Genomic DNA, 21415 nt, shown 5'->3' on the forward strand with positions numbered 1-21415 from the left:
ATCAGGCGGCAGGGTGATCGCTCAGCCAGCCTTCCAGTAATAGGGCTGCGGCCAGGGCATCCACCGGGCGATCGCGATAGCCGCCGTGCTGGCCCTGGCGCAGACGCTCGCCTTTGGCTTCGAACGTGGTCAGGCGTTCGTCGTGAGTGTGCACCGGCAGGTTGAAGCGACCGTTGAGTCGGCGGGCGAACTTTTCCGCCCGGGCACTCATGTCGCTGGGCGTGCCGTCCATGTTCAGCGGCAGGCCGACGACCAGCGCATCGGGCTGCCATTCGCGCATCAGCGCTTCGATCTGTTGCCAGTCCGGCACGCCGTTCTGCGCCTTGAGTACGCAGAGTTCACGTGCTTGCCCAGTAATGACCTGGCCGACAGCGACGCCGATCTGCTTGGTGCCGTAGTCGAAGCCGAGCAGCAGTCGCGGCGCACTCATGCGTGGCCGACCTGGGTGCTGAGCAGGCGCAGGTCGACGCCGAGTGATGCTGCCGCGGCGTTCAGGCGTTGGTCATAAGGTAGGTCGAATAGGATCTCGGTATCCGCGGGGCAGCTGAGCCAGGCATTGTCGGCCAGTTCGGCTTCCAGCTGTCCCGCTTCCCAGCCGGCATAACCGAGGGCCACGAAGTGCCGGGCAGGCCCCTGGCCGTCCGCAATGGCGAACAGGACGTCCTGCGATGTGGACATGCCCAGCGGGCCGAGGGGGAGGGTGGCCTGGAATTGCTGGTCGGGTGAATGCAGAACGAAGCCGCGATCGGTTTGCACTGGGCCGCCGGAGAATATCGGCAGGCTCTGGCAGAGTGGGGGGATCGGCTCGTCCGGGCGCAGCTGCTCCAGCACATCAGCCAGGCTCAGCCCGCTCGGGCGATTGACGATCAGGCCCATGGCGCCTTCTGCGCCGTGTTCGATCAGGTAGATCAGCGTCTGGGCAAAGTTCGGATCGCCCATCTGCGGCATGGCGATCAGGAAGTGATGCTTGAGGTAGCTGGGCGCGGTGCTTTTCATGCGCGTTAGCTTAAGCGTTGCACCGCGTTCCGGCTACAGGTGCGACGGTTCGCCCGGCTGCCGATTTCAGCGACTCGAAAGCCTGTCGCCGCGCTCGAAACGCCAGGTGCGGATGATCTCCACCTGGTCGAACTTCTGCGCCAGTTCGCCGGTGAAGGGCGCAAAAGGCGCTGCCAGTCGCACGATGCGCAGCGCGGCATCGTCCAGCACCGGCTTGCCGGATGACTCGATCACGCGCAGCTCCTGGATGGTGCCGTCGCGGTTGATGGTCACCAGCATGCGCAGGCTGCCGTAGATCTGCTGGCGGCGGGCCTCATCGGGATAGTTGAGGTTGCCGATGCGCTCGACCTTCTTGCGCCATTCGTCGCGATACCAGGCACTGATGTCGCGCATGGTGGCGGCGCTGTTCTGTCGGCTGACCCTGGGGCGCTTGGCATAGCGCTCGACCTCTTGTGCCAGCTCGGCTTCGAGGCTGGCGATCTCCGCGCTCAATTGTGAGCTGTCGAATGCCGGCGCTGCTTGCGGCTCGGGCTGCGGTGGCGTCTGTTGCTTGACGTCGGCCTTTTCGCGCTGTGGGCTGCGAGTGGTGACGACGGTCTTCGCCGGTTCCGGCCGGGTGCTGCGAGGCGGTGCTGCTGGTGGGGTCACCTTGCGTACCTCGGTATCCTGGAACTGCGCTTGCTCGGTGGTTTTCGGCGTGGCCTTGTGCTCCAGCGTGCCGCTGCCCTGCTGATTGTCTTGGGCGAGGAAGTCCGCTTCCTTGGGCTTCTCTTCGCTTTTGAAGGTCGACAGGGTGATTTCCAGCGTCTTGCTGATCTGCTTCGGCTCAGAGAGGGTAAAGCCAAGCCCGAGAATCAAGGCCAGATGCAATGCGGTAGCCAGAAAAAGCGTGAAGCCGAGCCTGTCCGCCGGGCGGACTCGGGTGGTTTCAGGCGCGGGATGGCGGATAGCGGCGTTCATCGCAGGTCGGGTCGGCTCGAAGTGCCGCGCAGTCTGCCGGCTTTGAGCTTGGAGTCGCAAGCTCCAAGCTCAAAGCTGTTAGCTGGTTCAACCTTGCAGCTTCGCCGCAATCGCGTCCATGAGCCGTTCGCCGATGCGGGTATCAAAGGCATTGTCGATTTCGCGGATGCAGGTCGGGCTGGTGATGTTGATTTCGGTGAGGTAGTCGCCGATCACATCCAGGCCGACAAACAGCAAGCCGCGCTTGCGTAGTTCCGGGCCGACGATCGCTGCAATCTCGCGGTCGCGATCCGACAGCGGCTGTGCCACGCCGCGACCACCCGCGGCCAGATTGCCGCGCGTCTCGCCAGCGGCGGGGATTCGCGCCAGGCAATAGGGGATCGGCTCGCCATCGATCATCAGGATGCGCTTGTCGCCGTCCTTGATCGCGGGAATGTATCGCTGCGCCATGATTTGGCGGCTGCCATGCTCGGTCAGAACCTCGAGAATAACCGACAGATTCGGGTCGCCCTCGCGATGACGAAAGATCGATGCTCCGCCCATCTCGTCGAGGGGTTTGAGAATGATGTCACGGTGCTCGCGGGCGAACTCGCGGAGAATGTCCGAGCGCCGACTGACCAGTGTCGGCGGGGTGCATTGTGGAAACTGGGTGGCGAAGAACTTCTCGTTGCAGTCGCGCAGGCTCTGCGGTCGATTGACCACCAGCGTTCCGGCCTTTTCCGCCAGTTCCAGCAGATAGGTTGCGTAGACATACTCGCTGTTGAAAGGCGGGTCCTTGCGCATGAGGATCACGTCCAGATCAGTCAGGGCCGCATCGACCTCCCCATCCTTCTCGAACCAATGTTGTGGGTCGTTGAATACCCGCAGCGGGCACATGCGCGCCCGGGCCTGATTGCCGAGCTGATATAGGTCGCGCTGCTCCATGTAGAACAGTGTCCAGCCTCGCGCCTGGGCAGCCAGCAGCATGGCCAGCGAGCTGTCCTTCTTGAAGGCGATCTGCGCGATAGGGTCCATGATGATCCCGACGCGAACGGTCATGGGGTGTTCTCCGGCAATGGGCGGCGAAGCGCCGCCAGTGGCTCAAAATGTCGCTGCAGATTGGCTGTGGTTGTGCACTGGGTCAAGGAAAATCCGGATGCTTTTCCGGTTGATAGCGTGTGCATGAGGAGTGTGCTAAAAAGGTCCGGCGATTGGGTGCAGCCCATCGGTGGCAGGGCCTCCGGCGCACTGACATAACGATAAACTACGACTCACCGAGGCGATGGTAGGGCGAAATGGAACAGCACTCCGAGGGCTTGAAGGTCATGGTGATCGACGATTCGAAAACGATTCGTCGCACTGCTGAAACCCTGCTGAAGAAAGTAGGTTGCGATGTCATCACCGCTGTGGACGGTTTCGATGCGCTCGCCAAGATTGCGGATACTCATCCCCGCATCATCTTTGTCGATATTATGATGCCCAGGCTGGACGGTTATCAGACCTGTGCGTTGATCAAGAACAACAGTTCCTTCAAGTCGACGCCGGTGATCATGCTGTCTTCCAAAGATGGCCTGTTCGACAAGGCCAAAGGGCGTATTGTCGGATCCGATCAATACCTCACCAAGCCGTTCAGCAAAGAAGAGCTGCTCGGTGCGATCAAGGCGCATGTCCCTGATTTCGCACCGGTGGAGCAAGCATCCTGAAGTTCGGCATTGTTTGCCGCTGAAGCCTTCCTATGGAGAAATCATGGCTCGCGTTCTGATTGTTGATGATTCGCCGACCGAAATGTACAAGCTCACCGCCATGCTTGAGAAGAATGGTCATGTGGTGCTTAAAGCAGAGAATGGCGCTGACGGCGTCGCGCTGGCTCGTCAGGAAAAGCCGGATGCCGTGTTGATGGATATTGTCATGCCCGGGCTGAATGGTTTTCAGGCTACGCGCCAACTGACCAAAGATTCTGAAACCAGTCACATTCCGGTGATCATCGTCACCACCAAGGATCAGGAAACCGATAAGGTCTGGGGCAAACGCCAAGGCGCCAAGGATTACCTGACCAAGCCGGTGGACGAAGCCACATTGCTGAAGACCCTGAATGCCGTTCTGGCGGGCTGACGCCGCGGTAGCCAACACTCGGACAAAGGGACGTGGCCAGCATGCCTGACATGCAAACGCCGTTTCAGCAGTTGCTGGAGCTAGATAAACGTTGCCGCACGTACGCGGCAGGCCTGCCTTCTCAGCAGGAAGCCGTGCAAACCTGGGGAGGGATCGGCTTTCGGATGGGGGGGCGCTTGTTCGTCGCTCCAATGGGGGAGGTTGGCGAAATCCTGCATGAGCCGCGCTATACGTTGCTTCCCGGCGTCAAGAGTTGGGTAAAGGGCGTGGCGAACGTGCGCGGCAGATTGTTGCCTGTGATGGATCTTTGTGGGTATTTCGGGCTTGAGCTTTCGGCACTGCGTAAGCAGCGCAGGGTGCTGGTGGTGGATCACCAGGAAGTGTTCGCCGGACTGACTGTCGATGAAGTCTTCGGCATGCAGCATTTCGCGGTGGAAGCCTTCTCGGAGGAGTTGCCTCCGATTGAGGCATCGATTCAGCCATTCATTCATGGTGTGTTCCAGCGCGAGCAGCCCTGGCTGGTCTTCAGCCCGCACGCATTGGCTACGCATCAGGCGTTTCTGGACGTCGCGTTTTAGTTGTAGGTGGGTCGACCAAGGTCGGCCTTTTGGTTCTTGGATGGAAACGACGGGGGTCCAGGCGGGGGCCGGATAATGATCAAAATGAATGCTAATGCTTTGTTGAGCGGGGTGCGCAGCAATACGCTGACCACCGGTTTGTTTATCGTGCTGATCGTATCGATCGTGCTGCTGTTCGCGAACTTCGCGTACGTCAATACTCAGGCCGATCACGATAACGAATACATCGCTCACGCAGGAGAGCTGCGCGTACTGTCCCAGCAGATCGCCAAGGATGCCGTGGAAGCGGCGACCGGCACGCAGGAGGCGTTCGCGTCTCTGAAGCAGGCCCGGAACGAGTTCAACCAGCGCTGGGCCTATCTCTCGCAAGGAAACGAGAACATCGGTCTGCCGGCGGTTCCCGAATCGTTGCGCGATGAAGTCAACGCGGTGGAGCAGGACTGGAACACGCTGCGTCGCGATACCGACGCCATCCTGGCCAGTGAGCAGACTGTCCTGTCGCTTCACCAGGTAGCCAGCACCCTCGCCGAAACCATTCCTCAGCTCCAGGTCGAGTACGAGGAGGTCGTCGACATCCTGCTGGAAAGTGGTGCGCCAGCAGCCCAGGTTTCGGTTGCCCAGCGCCAGTCGCTGCTGGCCGAGCGTATCCTCGGTTCGGTGAACAAGGTGCTGTCCGGTGACCAGGACTCGGTACAGGCGGCCGATATGTTCGGTCGTGATGCCAGTCTGTTCGGTCGAGTCCTGAATGCGATGATCGAAGGCAACGTCGCCATGGGCATCACTGCGGTGGCCGACGAAGAGGCGCTGGATCGTCTCTCGGAGATCGCTGAGCTCTTCCAGTTCGTATCCGGATCGGTGGACGAAATTCTCGAAACGTCGCCTGAACTGTTCCAGGTGCGCGAGTCGGCTAACAGCATCTTCGAGGTTTCGCAGACCCTGCTCGACAAGACCTCCGCGCTGTCGCAAGGCCTGCAGAGCCGCGCCGATGCCCGTTATCTCAACACTATCCTCGGTTACGTGCTGGGCGCCATTGCGCTGGCCTCGATCATCCTGATTGGTCTGGTAATGGTTCAGGAAGCACGCCGCCGCCTGAGCGAAACCGCTGAGAAGAACGAGCGTAACCAGGCTGCGATTCTGCGACTGCTCGATGAAATCGGCGACCTCGCAGACGGTGACCTGACGGTGGCCGCGACCGTTACCGAAGACTTCACCGGTGCGATTGCCGACTCGATCAACTACTCCATCGACCAGCTGCGCGAACTGGTAGCCACCATCAACCAGACCGCTGTTCAGGTATCGGGCGCTGCGCAGGAAACCCAGGCGACTGCGATGCACCTCGCCGAGGCCTCCGAACACCAGGCCCAGGAAATTGCCGGTGCTTCTGCTGCAATCAACGAAATGGCGGTTTCCATTGACCAGGTATCGGCCAACGCCGCGGAATCCTCGGCGGTAGCAGAACGTTCGGTAGCGATTGCCAACAAGGGCAACGAGGTGGTGCACAACACCATCACCGGCATGGACAACATTCGCGAGCAGATCCAGGACACGTCCAAGCGGATCAAGCGTCTCGGTGAGTCGTCCCAGGAGATCGGTGACATCGTCAGCCTGATTAACGACATTGCCGACCAGACCAACATCCTTGCACTCAACGCGGCGATCCAGGCATCCATGGCGGGCGACGCAGGGCGCGGCTTCGCCGTGGTAGCGGACGAAGTACAGCGCCTGGCTGAACGCTCTTCCGCGGCGACCAAGCAGATCGAGGCACTGGTAAAGACCATTCAGACCGACACCAACGAGGCGGTCATCTCGATGGAACAGACCACCTCCGAAGTGGTGCGCGGTGCGCGTCTGGCGCAGGACGCCGGTGTGGCACTGGAAGAGATCGAAAAGGTATCGAAGACGCTTGCGGCGCTGATCCAGAACATCTCCAACGCGGCACGCCAGCAGGCTTCTTCGGCCGGTCACATCTCCAACACCATGAACGTGATCCAGGAGATCACCTCGCAGACCTCGTCGGGTACCACCGCTACGGCCAAGAGCATCGGTAATTTGGCCAAGATGGCCAACGAGATGCGCCATTCCGTTTCCGGCTTTACCCTGCCGGATGCTCCGGATCAGGCCTGACTTGAGCAGTGCGGCAGTCATCTGATGGCTGCCGCCGATGATCATGAGCGAGGGGCAGGGCATGCAGCCGAGGTTTGACTGGGCATTGGAGCCCTTGGCCGATATGTCGCCGGCGGAATTCCATGACTGGCAGACGCTCCTCGAAGAGCGCTCCGGCATGGTCGTCAGCGAACGCAGGCGCAGCTTCCTGCAGACCAATCTGAGCGCTCGCATGCGCGAGGTCGGTGCTCCCGACTATGCCAGCTACTATCGGCAGGTCACCTCCGGCCCCCGTGGTGCTGTCGAGTGGTCGACCCTCATGGACAGGCTGACCGTTCAGGAAACACGTTTCTTCCGTCATCCCGCTTCTTTTGATCTGCTCGAAACCTACTTGCGCCAGCGTCTGGAGCAGGAGTCGATCAAGCGACCCCTGGCGCTGTGGAGTGTGGGTTGCGCAAGTGGTGAAGAGACGTACTCGCTAGCCATGGCCACCACCGAGGCGCTGGCGGGACGCGAATTCGACGGCAGCTTCGGGGTCACCGGTACGGATATCAGTCTGAGCGCGCTGGCCAAGTCCCGAACAGCGATCTACAGCGCGCGCAAGCTGGAGCAGGTCGAACCGGCGTTGCGTGAGCGTTATTTCCTGTCGCTATCCGATGATCGTTTTCAAGTGATTCCCGGCCTGGCCGCACGTGTGTGCTTTGCAAGGCTCAATGTGCTGGAACTGGCGAACTCGCCCGTTTCCAGCATGGACGTTATTTTCTGTCAGAACCTGCTGATCTATTTCCGCCGCTGGCGTCGCCGAGAAATCCTCAATCGCCTGGCAGATTGCCTGGCTCCGGGGGGATTGTTGGTGATCGGTGTAGGTGAAGTGGTCGGTTGGCAGCATCCGGGATTGCTTCCGGTGGCCAACGATCAGGTTCTGGCTTTTACCCGGAAAAGTTTATGAGCGGAGTCGCTATGGGTGATCGGCACGATTATGTCGCCCTGGAGTGGGTGAAAGGCGAGATTGCCGAGACGCTTAAGCAGGCGCGTCAGGCTCTGGAGGCGTTCGTCGAGAACCCACAGGACTCGACCCGGATGCGCTTTTGCCTGACCTATGTGCATCAGGTCCACGGCACTCTGCAGATGGTGGAGTTCTTCGGCGCAGCATTGCTCGCCGAGGAAATGGAGCAGCTGGCGCGGGCCCTGCTCGACGAGCGGGTGGCCAATCAGGGCGAGGCGCTCGAGGTGATGATGCAGGCCATCCTGCAGCTGCCTGCCTATCTGGACCGCATTCAGAGTGCGCGCCGCGACCTGCCGATGGTGGTGCTGCCGCTGCTTAACGACCTGCGCGCCGCTCGCGGTGAAAAGCTGCTTTCTGAAACCAGCCTATTTTCACCCGACCTGTCCGGACGCACGCCGGCGCTTTCCCAGGAGTCGGTCGAGCGTCTGCGTACCAACGAGCTGCCGGCCCTGCTGCGCAAGCTGCGCCAGATGCTGCAGGTTGCGCTGGTTGGGGTGATTCGCAACCAGGACCTACCGACCAATCTCGGCTACATGGCGCGGGTATTCGCCCGCCTGGAAATGCTCTGCAAGGATGCGCCACTGGCGGCGCTATGGCAGATCGCCTCGGGCATGGTCGAAGGTCTGGCCAGTGGCGGCGTGAGCAACGGCACCTCCGTCCGCACCTTGTTGCGACAGGTAGACAAGCAGCTCAAGCGGTTGGTCGAGGAAGGCGCTGATGGCCTAAATCAGGCTGCGCCCGATGAGCTGATCAAGAACCTGCTCTTCTACGTCGCCAAGGCGCCGGGGCAGACGCCCCGTATCCAGGCGTTAAAGCAGCTTTACCGCCTCGACGAAGCGCTGCCAGACAGCGCCGTGGTCGATCAGGAGCGTGCTCAGCTGGCTGGTCCCGACCGTGGTGCGATGCGCTCGGTGGTCGCTGCCCTTTGTGAAGAGCTGGTGCGGGTAAAGGACAGCCTGGACCTGTTCGTGCGCAGCGATCGCAAGGTCATTGCCGAGCTGTCCGGCCTCGAGGTGCCGCTCAAGCAGATCGCCGATACCTTGGCAGTGCTCGGCTTCGCTCAACCGCGCAAGATCATTCTCGATCAGATCGTCCTCGTCCAGTCCGTAGCGCAGGGGCAGCAGGCGCCCGACGACGCCATACTGATGGATATCGCCGGTGCGTTGCTCTATGTCGAGGCTACGCTGGCCGGCATGGTCGGCGGTCCCGCGGAGGAGCGCAGCGAAGCAAGCCACCTGCCGACCACCGATGTTGCCCAGATTCACCAGTTGGTCATTCGCGAAGCGCGTAACGGGCTGGAGCAGGCCAAGGACGCAATCATCGAATTCATTGCCTCGCAATGGAACCACGAGCATCTGGCCCGGGTGCCGGATCTGCTCACTCAGGTTCGCGGCGGCCTGGCGATGATTCCCCTGGAGCGTGCTGCGTCCCTGCTGCAAGCCTGCAATGGCTACATCCAGGATCAGCTTCTGGCGCGACAGGCCGTACCGGACTGGCAGAGCCTGGATACTCTGGCTGACGCGATCACCAGCGTCGAGTATTACCTCGAGCGACTGTCCGAGGATTGCGGCACCCAGGGCGATCTGATTCTGGATGTGGCCGAAGAAAGCCTGCAGAACCTCGGCTACTCGCTGGGACATGCAAATGCTCCGATGAAGGTCGCGGCGGTCGAGAACGAATTCGCCGATCCGCTGGACGAGATCGAGGTGCTGCCTGAGGAGCCGGACGCAAGTCTGGATGCATTCGACCCCGTTGCGGTCGACCAGGAAGAATCTCCGGCACCGATGGACCCTGATTTCTTGAGCGAGGCGCAAGCGCCACTCGAGAGCCATGATGCGGAGATCGCGGCGGAGGCCGAGGAAAGCGAGTGGACGCTGGAAGACCTGTCCGGCGATGAAGAAATCATTTTCAACCTGCCAGAAGAGATGCCGGCGCCCGAAACGCCTCCAGACTCACTTGAAGATGAGTCGGACATGAGCGAATGGAGCGATGCGCAGGTCGCCGAGCTCGATCTTGCGGAAGTGAGCCTGCCAGATTATTCCGAACCTGAAAGCCTGCAGGTGGAAGTCGAGCCTGTACTCAGCCTTGAGGACGTCATGGCGGCGCCGGTCGCAGCCATCAACCCGCCTGCTCAGGATGTACCGCCTAGCCTCCTGCCGCCTCCTGCCGACGAAGAACCGGTCGACGAGGACCTGCTGGAAGTCTTCATCGAGGAAGCGGCAGAAGTTCTGGAGGCGATTGGCGAGCAGTTGCCACTCTGGCTTGCCGACAGTGACAACAAGGATGCCCTGGGCGAAGTGCGACGTGCATTCCACACGCTCAAGGGCAGTGGGCGGATGGTGCGTGCACTGGTCATCGGCGAGTTGGCGTGGTCCATCGAGAACCTGCTCAATCGGGTTCTCGATCGCAGCATCCAGCCGACCGACTCGGTGAGGCAGGTCGTGTGCGATGTCGTTGCACTCATGCCAGCCCTCGTCGATGAGTTCGCAGCCAAGGCCCAGCGCCAGCGTGATGACGTCGATCACCTTGCGGCAGCAGCGCATGCCTTGGCCAAGGGGCAGTCAGTGGTGCTTTCGCAGCCTGCTGAGACGCTTGCTGCGATTGCGAACGAGCCTGCCCCGTCCGCGGCTCCGCAAGACGATGACGACGCACTGGACCCCCAGTTGCTGGAAATTTTTCGCAACGAGGCCGAATCGCATCTGGCCACGCTGGTCAGTTTTCTCGCCGATTGCGCCCAGCGCCTGCCGCAACCGGTGACCGATGCGCTGCAACGTGCCTTGCACACGCTCAAGGGTAGTGCGCACATGGCCGGCATCCTGCCGGTGGCGGAAATCGCAACGCCTCTGGAGAAGATGGTCAAGGAATTCAAGACCAACCTGATCCAGATGGATCTGGCCGAAGCCGAGCTGCTGCATGAGGCCGAGCTGTTGTTACGCCAGGGGCTGGCCAATCTCGATCACGAACCGTTGGCGCCGATAGAAGGCGCCCCGGAGTTCCTGGCCAAGGTGCACGCCCTGCATCAGGCCAGATTGGTCGAAGCCGGCGCCCGCCAGCATAACGATGCTGGTGAGGCCCGCGATCCGAGCGTGATCGCGCTGTTCCTCTCTGAAGGCATGGACATCCTGCTGGATGCCGAAGATTTGCTGCGCAGCTGGCGCGAGCATCCTGCCGAGCGTCAGGAACTCTCCGCTCTGCTGCAGGAGCTGACCACGCTCGGACAGGGCGCGAAAATGGCCGACCTGCCGCAGATGGAAGCGTTGTGCCAGGTGCTGCTGCGTTTGTACGCGGTGGTTGAGGAGGGGCGACTGGCTGTCAGCGAGCGCTTCTTCGACGACGTCGAGCAGGGCCATGAAGCGCTGGTCGGCATGATGGATCAGGTAGCTGCCGCGCTGCAGGTGAGTGAGCAGTCGGAGTTGGTGGCGCGGCTCGAAGCATTGCTCGCCGAAGCCATTGACCCATTGGTTCTGGAGCAGCCGGGCGACCCAGTTTCGGTTGCTGCTCCTGGCGAGATTTCGCTGACAGAATTGCCAGCCGAAGCCGAAGCCGAAGCCGAAGCCGAAGCCGAAGCCGAAGCCGAAGCCGAAGCCGAAGCCGAAGCCGAAGCCGAAGCCGAAGCCGAAGCCGAAGCCGAAGCCGAAGCCGAAGCCGAAGCCTGGCCCGAAGAAGACGCCCCGCAAGACGAGGCGCAGGACGATCTCGATCACGAAATGGTTGAGATCTTTCTCGACGAAGCCGTCGACCTGATGGAAAGCGCCGGCCATGCGCTTGATCGCTGGCTCGCTGATCCGGCCAACCAGATGGCGCTCTCGGCTCTGCTGCGCGACCTTCACACCCTCAAGGGCGGCGCCCGGATGGCAGCAATCCGTCCGATCGGCGACCTCGCCCATGAGCTGGAGTCGCTTTACGAGGGGCTCTCCGACGGTCGCTACGTCCATTCCGCCCCGCTTGCAGCGCTGTTGCAGCGTAGCCACGATCATCTGGCGCTGCAGCTCGAGCAGCTGCAGGGCGAGATGCCGATGAGCAGTGCTGATGCACTCATCGAGTCGATGAAAGCCTTCCGTCAGGGGGCTCTGCCGGCATTCGACGGCGTTGATTCGACTGATGCGCCCCTACTCGAGGCGGCTGCGGGTCCTGACCTGATCCGACCGGAGAACGATTCTGCTCAATCGCTGGATGAGCCGCTGAGCGCCGATGCGTTTGATTTGCCGCTGCTCGAGGTCGATGAGACTTCTGCCGAGGCGGATGAAGGCGACAACGAAACTGCAGCGGACGATAGCCGCGCTTCGGATATCCCGTTCAGCGAAGAGTTGGATGAGATCGACCTCAGCCTTCCCGAGCTGGATGAGGTGCCGGAAGCGTTCGAAGCTGTGCCGGCCGCCGAGGAGCACGACGCAGTCGAGCGCGATCCCGAATTAGTGGAGATCTTCCTCGAGGAGGGTTTCGACCTCATCGAGAGTGCTGCGGGTGGTTTGCAACGCTGGATGGCGGATGTCGACAACAGCTTCGAACTCGAGGCATTGCAGCGCGATCTGCATACCCTCAAGGGCGGGGCCCGGATGGCTGATATCCGTGAAATCGGTGATCTCTCCCACGAGCTCGAGTTTCTTTACGAAGGCCTGTGCGCCGGTAGCTACCGGGCCAGCCCGGAATTGTTCGGCCTTCTGCAGGCCTGCCAGGACCGCCTGGCGGAAATGCTCGAGGCGGTGCGGGCCCACCAACCGGTGCCATCGGGTGGTGCGCTGATCGAGACGATTCGCCACTTTCGCAACAACCCCGATGAGCAACTGAGCATTCCCAGCAGCGTGTCGCTGAAGGCCGCTCAGGAAGATGCGCAGCAGTCTGCCGAAGCCGAAATTCTCGACATCTTTGTCGAGGAGGCTGACGACCTGCTGGAGGAAATGGAATCAGCGCTCGGTCGCTGGGATGCCGGCCGCGAGGATGCCGCTCCGTTGGCTGACATGCTCCGTGTGCTGCACACGCTGAAAGGCGGTGCGCGGCTGGCTGGGCAGACCGCACTGGGCAACATGGCCCACGATCTGGAGCAGCGGTTGAGCGAGGCGCAGCAGCAGGGCGCCCCGTGGCCGGATAGCCTGTTTCTCGATGTGCAGCACGGCTACGACGCGCTGCTGAGGGATGTCGAGCTGCTTCGGGCGGGCCTGGCGAGCGACGGAAGCGACGCTTCGCAACCTGAGTCGCCGGAGCTCGAGCCAGAGTTGCCGCGCGAGCCGGTGACTCTGGAACAACCGATCGTCGCGGCCAGTACCTTGCCGAAGCCGAGTACCAGCCCGGCGAAGGTGCTGCCATTCATTCGACGCGCACAGCTGGCCGCTCAGGAAGCCGCTGCGCGGCGGGCACCGCAGGAGCTGGTCAAGGTTCCCGCAGAACTGCTGGAGGGTCTGGTCAACCTGGCGGGCGAAACATCGATCTTCCGCGGTCGAGTCGAGCAGCAGGTCAGCGACGTCGGCTTCACCCTTGGCGAGATGGAAGCGACCATCGAGCGGGTGCGCGATCAGCTGCGCCGATTGGATACCGAAACCCAGGCGCAGATTCTCAGCCGTTACCAGGCTGAAGCCGAGCGCGCCGGCTATGACGATTTCGACCCGCTGGAAATGGACCGCCATTCGCAGCTGCAACAGCTTTCGCGCGCACTGTTCGAGTCTGCGTCCGACTTGCTCGATCTGAAGGAAACCCTGGCTGCGCGTAATCGCGACGCTGAAACGCTGCTGCTGCAGCAGGCTCGGGTCAATACCGAGCTACAGGAAGGCCTCATGCGTACCCGCATGGTTCCTTTCGAGCGCCTGGTGCCGCGCCTGCGCAGAATCGTGCGGCAGGTCGCTGGCGAGCTCGGCAAACAGGTCGAGTTCATGGTCGGCAACGCCACCGGTGAGATGGACCGCAGCGTGCTCGAGCGAATCGTCGCGCCGCTTGAGCACATGCTGCGCAACGCCGTGGACCATGGCATCGAGCCGGTCGAGCGTCGTCGCGCTGCCGGCAAGCCCGAGCAGGGTGTGATACGCCTGGATCTGGCCCGTGAGGGTGGCGATATCGTGCTGACGCTGGCGGATGACGGCGGTGGCATCAATCTGGACGCGGTGCGGCGCAAGGCGATCGAGCGCGGGCTGATGTCCTCCGATAGCGACCTGTCCGAGCATGAAATCCTGCAGTTCATCCTCGAAGCCGGGTTCTCCACCGCGGAGCGCGTCACGCAGATCTCCGGACGCGGCGTGGGCATGGACGTGGTGCACTCGGAAGTGAAGCAGCTCGGCGGGTCGATGAGCATCGAGTCGACGCTCGGTCAGGGCACGCGCTTCCTGATTCGCCTGCCGTTCACAGTGTCGGTGAACCGCGCGCTGATGGTTTACTCCGGTGAGGATCTGTATGCGATCCCGCTGAATACCATCGAAGGTATCGTGCGTGTCTCGCCATACGAGCTGGAAGCTTATTACCAGCCGGATGCACCGCGCTTCGAATATGCCGGTCAGGCTTACGAGCTGCGTTACCTCGGCGATCTCTTGAACAACGGCCAGAAGCCCAAGCTGGTGGGGCAGAGCCTGCCGCTGCCGGTGATCCTGGTCCGCTCGAAAGAGCACAGCGTTGCGGTACAGGTCGACAGCCTCGCCGGTTCTCGTGAAATCGTGGTGAAGAGCCTCGGGCTGCAGTTCGCCGGCGTACATGGCATTTCCGGCGCGACCATCCTCGGCGATGGCCGGGTCGTGGTGATTCTGGACCTGCTGGCGACCATCCGTGTGCTCCATGCGCACCAGCTCATTCAGCTGCAACAGCCGCGCCTTATCGATCAGGTGCAGGAGCCGGTCGAGGTCGAAACCGAACGGCCGACACTGGTCATGGTGGTTGACGATTCGGTCACCGTGCGCAAGGTCACCAGTCGTCTGCTGGAGCGCAATGGCATGAACGTTCTGACCGCCAAGGACGGGGTGGATGCCATCACTCAGCTGCAGGAGCGCAAGCCGGACATCATGCTGCTGGATATCGAGATGCCGCGCATGGACGGCTTCGAGGTGGCCACGCTGGTTCGCCACGACGAGCGTTTGAAGGATCTGCCGATCATCATGATCACCTCGCGTACCGGCGAGAAGCACCGTGATCGCGCGCTGACCATCGGCGTCAACGAATACCTTGGCAAGCCCTATCAGGAATCGGTGTTGCTCGAGGCCATTCAGCGCTTGGTTCACGCCGATGTCTGACGTTCTCTGCGCCCGCATTGCGGTACTCGCCGACACCTCTCTGCAGCGTCACGTGCTGCAGCAGGCTTTGACCGGCAGTGGCTATCAGGTGGTATTGAACAATGACCCGGCGCGCCTCGAGCCGGCAGACCTGGATAGCACCGAGGCCGATCTCTGGCTGGTCGATCTGGCGCAGACCGAAGATTCGCCTCTTGTGGATGCGTTGCTTGAGCGCGACACCACGCGGGTGCTGTTCGGTGAGGGGCATGCGCCGGAGCGGCATTCGGAGTTCTACCCACGTTGGGAGCGCAGCCTGTTCAGCAAGCTGAAGCGCCTGATCGGTGACCCGTCACGGGCAGTGGGGCCGCGTCTGGACGTACTGCAGGGTGAAGGACAACGCCCCGAGCGCCTGACGCTACCGCCGCTGCTGGCTGATAGCGCGCTGCATGCCGGTGAAGCGGCGACCCAGGTATGGCTGCTGGCGGCTTCGCTCGGTGGGCCGGAAGCCGTGAAGGCCTTCCTGGACGCGCTGCCTGGCGGCCTGCCAGTCGGTTTCATCTATGCCCAGCATATCGAAGCCAGCTTCGAGTCCGCGTTGTCCCAGGCCGTGGGCCGACATAGTCAGTGGCAGGTTCAACAGGTGCGCCCTGGCCAGCCGGTGCGCTGCGGAGAAGTGATCATCGCGCCGATCGGAGAGGAACTCGGGTTCGAGTCCGATGGCAGCACCCGCCTGAACGGTCGTTGCTGGCCTGAACCGTATAGCCCGTCGATCGACCAGATGATGCTGAATCTGGCCCAGCAGTTCGGCCAGCGTTGCGGTGTCATTGCCTTCAGTGGCATGGGCAGCGACGGCAGTGCGGCGGCCGCATATGTGCTGCGTCAGGGTGGCAGGGTCTGGACGCAGCGCGCCGACTCCTGTGCCTGCTCAAGTATGCCGGACAATCTTCGCGAAGGTGGCTACAGCTCCTACAGCGGTGACCCTCGCGAGCTGGCGCAAGCCTTGGTCAATCATCTGGTCAGCCAGGTCGGTACGCCCGCCACGTCTTTTCAACGGGATAACTCATGAGTCAAATGGTCGTTTCTCCGGAGGCGGAAAGCCTCACCGGGCTGCTGATGCCGCTCGCCGATCGCGTATTGCTGGTGCCCAACGTGGCCGTCGCCGAGCTGATTCCCTATCGCGCTCCGCAAGCGGTGCAGGGCATGCCCGCATGGTTTCTCGGGCAGGTGCAGTGGCGTGACCTGAGCCTACCACTGCTGTCGTTCGAGGCCGCGTCCAGCGGCCAGGCACAACCGGTTGGCAGTTCGGCGCGGGTTGCCGTGCTCAACGCGGTTGGTGGGCGCGACCACGTCAAGTTCATCGCGCTGCTGGTGCAGGGCATCCCGCACTCGATCAAGGTCGACGCCAGCCTCGCGCGCGCGGATGTCACGCTTGCCCCGCTCGAACTGGATGCGGTCAACCTTGGCGACGTGCAGCCGCGAATCCCCGATCTGATCGGTCTGGAGCAGAAGCTCGCCGATGCTGGCCTGATCTGATCGAGGCCGCCACCCGGTACGTCGTCAGAAATCGCCCCAGAGCTGCTGTGCCACGCTCAGCGCCACCACCGGAGCGGTCTCGGTGCGCAGCACTCGCGGGCCGAGTCGAGCAGGCTGAAACCCTTGATTGGCTGCTTGTTCGACTTCGCTCTCGCTCAAGCCTCCTTCCGGACCGATCAGGAAAGCCAGTGTCTGCGGTCTGGCATGGCTCGTCAGCGGCGCGGCCACTGGATGCAGCACGAGCTTCAGGTCTGCCTCGACAGGCAACCAGTCACGCAGGCTGATTGGCGGGTGTATGACCGGCAGCACCGACCGGCCGCATTGCTCGCAGGCGCTGATCGCGATCTGACGCCAATGGGCCAGACGTTTGTCGGCACGCTCATCGTTGAGGCGCACTTCGCAACGCTCGCTGATGATGGGCGTGATCTGCGTTACGCCTAGCTCGGTGGCCTTCTGAATGGCCCAATCCATCCGTTCACCGCGGGAAAGACCCTGCCCGAGGTGGATCTGTAGAGGTGACTCTGGCATCCCCGTCAGGCGTTCGTGCAGTTCGACGGTGACGGACTTCTTGCCGACTTCCAGCAGTTCGCCGCGAAATTCACTGCCGCTACCATCGAACAGCTGAACCGCGCTGCCGGCCGAAAGCCGCAGCACCCTGCTGATGTAGTGGGCCGATGCGTCAGGCAGTGGGTGCTGGCCAAGGGAAAGGGGGGCGTCGATGAAAAAACGGGATAGGCGCATGGAGGCAGCTGCAGGCGGCGAGTTGGAAGCGGCAAGTCTAAAGCATCGGCAGCCTGGCTCGCAGGCTGCCGATGTTCCACATCAGCCCGGGTCTCTGAAGCCTGGGTATGGACCGACCGGGACCGATACCCCGGAGGCATCTCGGGTGGCGATGTCGATTCCCTCGGTGGCGACTGCCGCGAGAAAGTCGATCTGTTCCTCGGTGATGCAATAGGGCGGCAGGAAATACACCACACTGCCGAGCGGGCGCAACAGCGCGCCGCGCTCCATCGCGTGCTGATAGACCTTCAGGCCGCGACGCTCCTGCCAGGGATAGGCCGTGCGGCTGGCCTTGTCCTGAACCATCTCGATGGCAAGTGCCATGCCGGTCTGGCGGACCTCGGCCACGTGCGGATGCTCGACCAGGTGCGCGGTGGCGCTGGCCATGCGCGCGGCCAGCGCCTTGTTCGCTTCGATCACGTTGTCTTCGGCGAAGATATCCAGGGTCGCCAGTGCCGCGGCGCAGGCCAGCGGGTTGCCGGTGTAGGTGTGCGAATGGAGGAAGGCGCGCAGCGTCGAATAGTCGTCGTAGAACGCCCGGTACATCCGGTCGGTGGTGAGCACTGCGGCCATCGGCAGATAGCCGCCGGTCAAGGCTTTGGACAGGCAGAGGAAGTCTGGCGTGATGCCAGCCTGCTCGCAGGCGAACATGCTGCCGGTGCGGCCGAAGCCGACCGCGATCTCGTCGTGGATGAGGTGCACTTCGTAGCGGTCGCAGGCCTCGCGCAGCAGCTTCAGATATATCGGGTGGTACATGCGCATGCCGCCGGCGCCCTGAATCAGCGGTTCGACGATGACCGCGGCGATGTCCTGGTGGTGCTCGGCAAGGGTCTGTTCCATGTGCGCGAACATCTGCCGCGAATGCTCTTCCCAGCTCACACCCTCGGGTCGCAGGTAGCAGTCCGGGCTCGGAACCTTGAAGGTGTCCAGCAGCAGCGGCTTGTAGGTGTCGGTGAAGAGGGCGACATCACCCACCGACATCGCGGCGACGGTTTCCCCGTGATAGCTGTTGGTCAGGGTGACGAAGCGCTGCTTCTGGCCACGTCCGCTGTTGCGCCAGTAGTGAAAGCTCATCTTCAGCGCCACTTCGATACCGGTCGAACCGTTGTCGGTATAGAAGACGCGGTCCAGTCCGGCCGGTGTCAGGGCGACCAGGCGCTCCGACAGCTCCACCACCGGCTGATGACTGAAGCCGGCCAGCATCACGTGCTCGAGTTGGTCGACCTGATCCTTGATGCGCTGATTGATGCGCGGATTGGCATGGCCGAAGACGTTGACCCACCAGGAACTGACCGCGTCCAGGTATCGCTTGCCGTCGAAATCCTCCAGCCAGACGCCTTCGCCGCGGCGGATCGGAATCAGCGGCAGCTGCTCGTGATCTTTCATCTGGGTGCAGGGATGCCAGAGTACGGCAAGGTCGCGTTGCATCCAGCTGTCGTTCAGGCTCATCGTTACTCCTCCGCAATGAGTCGCGAAGCCTAGCAGAAGCGCTGGGGCATGACTTGATGCGATCAGTCATCGATTTACTCGATGTTTCAAAGCGAAAAAATGCGCTCAATTCCGATAGGTAACCGGCTAGGCTTCTAGGCCTGAATTTGAAGGAAGATTCAATGCACTGGCGTAACTCCTCAACGAACTATGGGCTGACCAGCATTGCCTTGCACTGGTTGGTGGCCATCGCCGTATTCGGTCTGTTCGGCCTGGGCTTCTGGATGGTTGGGCTGAACTACTACAGCAGCTGGTATCGCACCGCGCCGGACCTGCACAAGAGCATTGGCATCGCGCTGTTTCTGATCATGCTGCTGCGGGTGCTCTGGCGTTTCGTCAGCCCTGCGCCGGCGCCGCTGGCGAGTCAGGGGCGGCTGACCCGGATCGCGGCCAGGCTTGGTCACAGCCTGCTGTACCTCGGCCTGTTCCTGGTAATGATCTCGGGTTACCTGATCTCCACCGCCGATGGCCGGCCGATCAGCGTGTTCGGCCTGTTCGAGGTGCCGGCGCTGATCACTTCCATCCCCGATCAGGCCGACAGCGCCGGGATTGTTCACGAATACGCTGCCTGGGCGCTGGTGATCTTCGCCGTGGTACACGCCCTGGCTGCGCTCAAACACCATTTCATCGACCGCGACGCGACACTCAAGCGCATGCTCGGTCGTAGTGCCGGTTAATCACCCCCGATAGGAGAATCCATCGATGCTCAAGAAAACCCTCGCCGCATTGGTCCTCGGTTCCGCACTGGTCGGTGGCCAGGCATTCGCTGCCGACTACGCCATCGACAAGCAGGGCCAGCACGCCTTCGTCAATTTCAAGATCAGCCACCTCGGCTATAGCTGGCTGTGGGGCACGTTCAGGGATTTCGATGGCAGCTTCAGCTTCGATGCGGACAGGCCGGAAGCGAGCAAGGTCAAGGTCACGCTGAAGACCGCCAGCGTCGATACCAACCACGCCGAGCGCGACAAGCACCTGCGCAGCGATGACTTCCTCAACGTCGACAAGCACCCGGCAGCGACCTTCGAGTCGACTTCGGTGAAGTCGACCGGTGACGGCACTGCCGACATCAGCGGCAACCTGACCCTCAACGGCGTGACCAAACCGGTGGTGATCGCTGCCAAGTTCATCGCCGAAGGTGATGATCCCTGGGGTGGCTACCGTGCCGGTTTCGAAGGCAGTACCACGCTGACGCTGAAGGACTTCGACATCAAGATGGATCTCGGGCCGGCGTCGCAAACGGTCGATCTGATCATCTCGGTCGAAGGTGTGCGCAAGTAAACGCTCCCCGTGGAACCCGAACGCCGGCATCTTGCCGGCGTTCTGCGTTTGCCTGGATTATGTATCGGCGCGGATTGCGCAGCGGACAAAGCTGTGGCGAACGGGCCTATGAACACACCTTTTGCAATATTTGCAGCAGGTCCGACGAGTCTTTTCAGGTTTACAGACAGTCATGGATGTAAGTATATTTCGGCCCTTTCCGCTCTCCGCGTCTGCGGTGTGCTGTTGCCCACTCCCGCCTGCCAGGTTTTCAAGAGGTCTAACCATGCCAATCAAGTCAGCCAATGCTGCCCTGATGTCCATTCTCGCCATGGCTGTTTTCCTGGCCGGCTGTCAGGAAGAAGCAGCACCTCCGGCCCAGCAGAAGCCCCAGGTCGGTATCGTGACCCTGCAGGCGGAGCCGTTCGCGGTAACCACCGAGCTGCCCGGGCGTACCCGCGCCTACCGCATCGCCGAGGTGCGACCGCAGGTCAACGGCATCATCCAGAAGCGCCTGTTTACCGAAGGCAGTGACGTAAAGGCCGGGCAGCAGCTGTATCAGATTGATCCATCGGTATACGAAGCCACGTTGAAGAGCGCCCAGGCGAGCGTGGCGTCCAGCAAGTCGCTGGCCGACCGTTATGCCGAGCTGGTCAAGGACCAGGCCGTCAGCAAGCAGGCCTATGACGAGGCCCGCGCAGCCAGCCTGCAGGCCGAAGCAGAGCTGGAGCGCGCGCGCATCGACCTGCGCTACACCAAGGTGCTGGCGCCCATCTCCGGCCGCATCGGCCGTTCCGCCGTCACCGAAGGTGCGCTGGTCAGCAATGGCCAGGCGCAGGAGCTGGCGACCATTCAGCAGCTCGATCCGATCTATGTCGATGTCACCCAGCCTGCCCGTGATCTCTTGGCGCTGCGCCGCGATCTGGCCGAAGGCCGGCTGCAGAAGTCCGGCGAGAACGCCGCGCGGGTCAGCCTGAAACTGGAAGATGGCAGCGATTACGGCCATGAGGGCAAGCTCGAATTCAGCGAAGTGACGGTCGACCCTGGTACCGGTTCGGTGACCCTGCGCGCCGTATTCCCGAATCCGGACAAGAATCTGCTGCCGGGCATGTTCGTCCATGCGCAGCTGGTGGCCGGCATGAAGAGCGAGGCGATCCTGGTTCCGCAGCAGGGCGTCACCCGCAACACCAAGGGTGACCCGACCGCCATGGTGGTCAATGCCGAGAACAAGGTGGAAGTGCGCCCGATCAAGACCGAGCGTGCCGTGGGCAATCGCTGGCTGGTCGGTGACGGCCTGCAGCCGGGCGACCGCGTGATCACCGAAGGCCTGCAGTTCATCCGGCCGGGGGTCGAGGTCGAGGTGGCTCCGGCTACCAATGTCGATAATCGCGGTGGGGTGTCTGCACAACCCCAAGGCCAAGAAGGCTGAGGGGTTCCTA

At 62.1% G+C, this 21415-nt stretch carries 17 protein-coding genes; 11 read left to right on the plus strand and 6 right to left on the minus strand.

The window, feature by feature from the left end:
* Window position 1: 1 nt before the first annotated feature.
* The 4 genes from ruvX to gshB form a co-directional block, all read right to left on the minus strand.
* On the minus strand, window positions 2-430 hold the full coding sequence (ruvX, locus tag LW136_RS01500; RefSeq protein ID WP_003297208.1) for a Holliday junction resolvase RuvX: 429 nt from the start codon (window positions 428-430) through the stop codon (window positions 2-4).
* The gene (locus LW136_RS01505) at window positions 427-996 is read right to left on the minus strand and encodes a YqgE/AlgH family protein (RefSeq protein WP_234174508.1); all 570 of its coding nucleotides are present in this window, start codon (window positions 994-996) and stop codon (window positions 427-429) included. Before LW136_RS01505 ends, ruvX begins: the two co-directional genes overlap by 4 nt.
* Window positions 997-1062: 66 nt before the next feature.
* The gene (locus LW136_RS01510) at window positions 1063-1956 is read right to left on the minus strand and encodes an energy transducer TonB (protein ID WP_234174509.1); all 894 of its coding nucleotides are present in this window, start codon (window positions 1954-1956) and stop codon (window positions 1063-1065) included.
* Between the two features lie 87 nt (window positions 1957-2043).
* Window positions 2044-2994 carry a glutathione synthase gene (gshB, locus tag LW136_RS01515; RefSeq protein ID WP_014818751.1) on the minus strand — a complete coding sequence of 317 codons (951 nt, stop codon included), beginning with the start codon at window positions 2992-2994 and terminating at the stop codon, window positions 2044-2046.
* A 236-nt stretch (window positions 2995-3230) separates the two neighbouring features.
* Between gshB and pilG the strand changes: the two genes are divergently transcribed.
* The 8 genes from pilG (at window position 3231) to LW136_RS01555 (ending at window position 16451) form a co-directional block, all read left to right on the plus strand.
* Window positions 3231-3638: a twitching motility response regulator PilG gene (gene pilG / locus LW136_RS01520; RefSeq protein ID WP_003282729.1), complete on the plus strand. Its 408-nt coding sequence runs from the start codon at window positions 3231-3233 to the stop codon at window positions 3636-3638.
* 43 nt (window positions 3639-3681) lie between these two features.
* Entirely contained in the window at window positions 3682-4047 is a 366-nt protein-coding gene (gene pilH, locus LW136_RS01525) for a twitching motility response regulator PilH (RefSeq protein WP_003303135.1), read from the plus strand.
* A 41-nt stretch (window positions 4048-4088) separates the two neighbouring features.
* A complete protein-coding gene (locus LW136_RS01530; protein ID WP_046617522.1) occupies window positions 4089-4625 on the plus strand; it encodes a chemotaxis protein CheW in 537 nt (178 codons plus the stop codon).
* A gap of 75 nt (window positions 4626-4700) precedes the next feature.
* Window positions 4701-6749 carry a methyl-accepting chemotaxis protein gene (locus tag LW136_RS01535; protein ID WP_234174510.1) on the plus strand — a complete coding sequence of 683 codons (2049 nt, stop codon included), beginning with the start codon at window positions 4701-4703 and terminating at the stop codon, window positions 6747-6749.
* 61 nt (window positions 6750-6810) lie between these two features.
* Window positions 6811-7677 carry a CheR family methyltransferase gene (locus LW136_RS01540; RefSeq protein ID WP_234174511.1) on the plus strand — a complete coding sequence of 289 codons (867 nt, stop codon included), beginning with the start codon at window positions 6811-6813 and terminating at the stop codon, window positions 7675-7677.
* An 11-nt stretch (window positions 7678-7688) separates the two neighbouring features.
* On the plus strand, window positions 7689-14939 hold the full coding sequence (locus LW136_RS01545; protein ID WP_234175226.1) for an Hpt domain-containing protein: 7251 nt from the start codon (window positions 7689-7691) through the stop codon (window positions 14937-14939).
* Entirely contained in the window at window positions 14932-15984 is a 1053-nt protein-coding gene (locus tag LW136_RS01550) for a chemotaxis protein CheB (RefSeq protein ID WP_023446065.1), read from the plus strand. The genes LW136_RS01545 and LW136_RS01550 overlap by 8 nt, the downstream gene beginning before the upstream one ends.
* Entirely contained in the window at window positions 15981-16451 is a 471-nt protein-coding gene (locus LW136_RS01555; RefSeq protein WP_031298038.1) for a chemotaxis protein CheW, read from the plus strand. The genes LW136_RS01550 and LW136_RS01555 overlap by 4 nt, the downstream gene beginning before the upstream one ends.
* 24 nt (window positions 16452-16475) lie before the next feature.
* Here the strand turns inward: LW136_RS01555 and LW136_RS01560 are convergent, their stop codons facing one another.
* Window positions 16476-17192: a 16S rRNA (uracil(1498)-N(3))-methyltransferase gene (locus LW136_RS01560; RefSeq protein WP_234174512.1), complete on the minus strand. Its 717-nt coding sequence runs from the start codon at window positions 17190-17192 to the stop codon at window positions 16476-16478.
* An 81-nt stretch (window positions 17193-17273) separates the two neighbouring features.
* Window positions 17274-18680 (minus strand): adenosylmethionine--8-amino-7-oxononanoate transaminase, encoded by a 1407-nt coding sequence (locus LW136_RS01565; RefSeq protein WP_023446063.1) that lies wholly within the window; start codon window positions 18678-18680, stop codon window positions 17274-17276.
* Window positions 18681-18841: 161 nt separating this feature from the next.
* Here LW136_RS01565 and LW136_RS01570 point away from each other — a divergent pair, with 161 nt between their 5' ends.
* The 3 genes from LW136_RS01570 (at window position 18842) to LW136_RS01580 (ending at window position 21405) form a co-directional block, all read left to right on the plus strand.
* Window positions 18842-19396, plus strand: coding sequence for a cytochrome b (locus LW136_RS01570; RefSeq protein WP_023446062.1), 555 nt, complete (start codon window positions 18842-18844; stop codon window positions 19394-19396).
* A gap of 25 nt (window positions 19397-19421) precedes the next feature.
* The gene (locus tag LW136_RS01575; protein ID WP_102832297.1) at window positions 19422-19997 is read left to right on the plus strand and encodes a YceI family protein; all 576 of its coding nucleotides are present in this window, start codon (window positions 19422-19424) and stop codon (window positions 19995-19997) included.
* Window positions 19998-20262: 265 nt separating this feature from the next.
* On the plus strand, window positions 20263-21405 hold the full coding sequence (locus tag LW136_RS01580) for an efflux RND transporter periplasmic adaptor subunit (RefSeq protein WP_090520847.1): 1143 nt from the start codon (window positions 20263-20265) through the stop codon (window positions 21403-21405).
* Window positions 21406-21415 lie beyond the last annotated feature (10 nt).

It is taken from the genome of Stutzerimonas kunmingensis, assembly GCF_021432085.1.
In the GTDB taxonomy this organism is placed as follows: domain Bacteria; phylum Pseudomonadota; class Gammaproteobacteria; order Pseudomonadales; family Pseudomonadaceae; genus Stutzerimonas.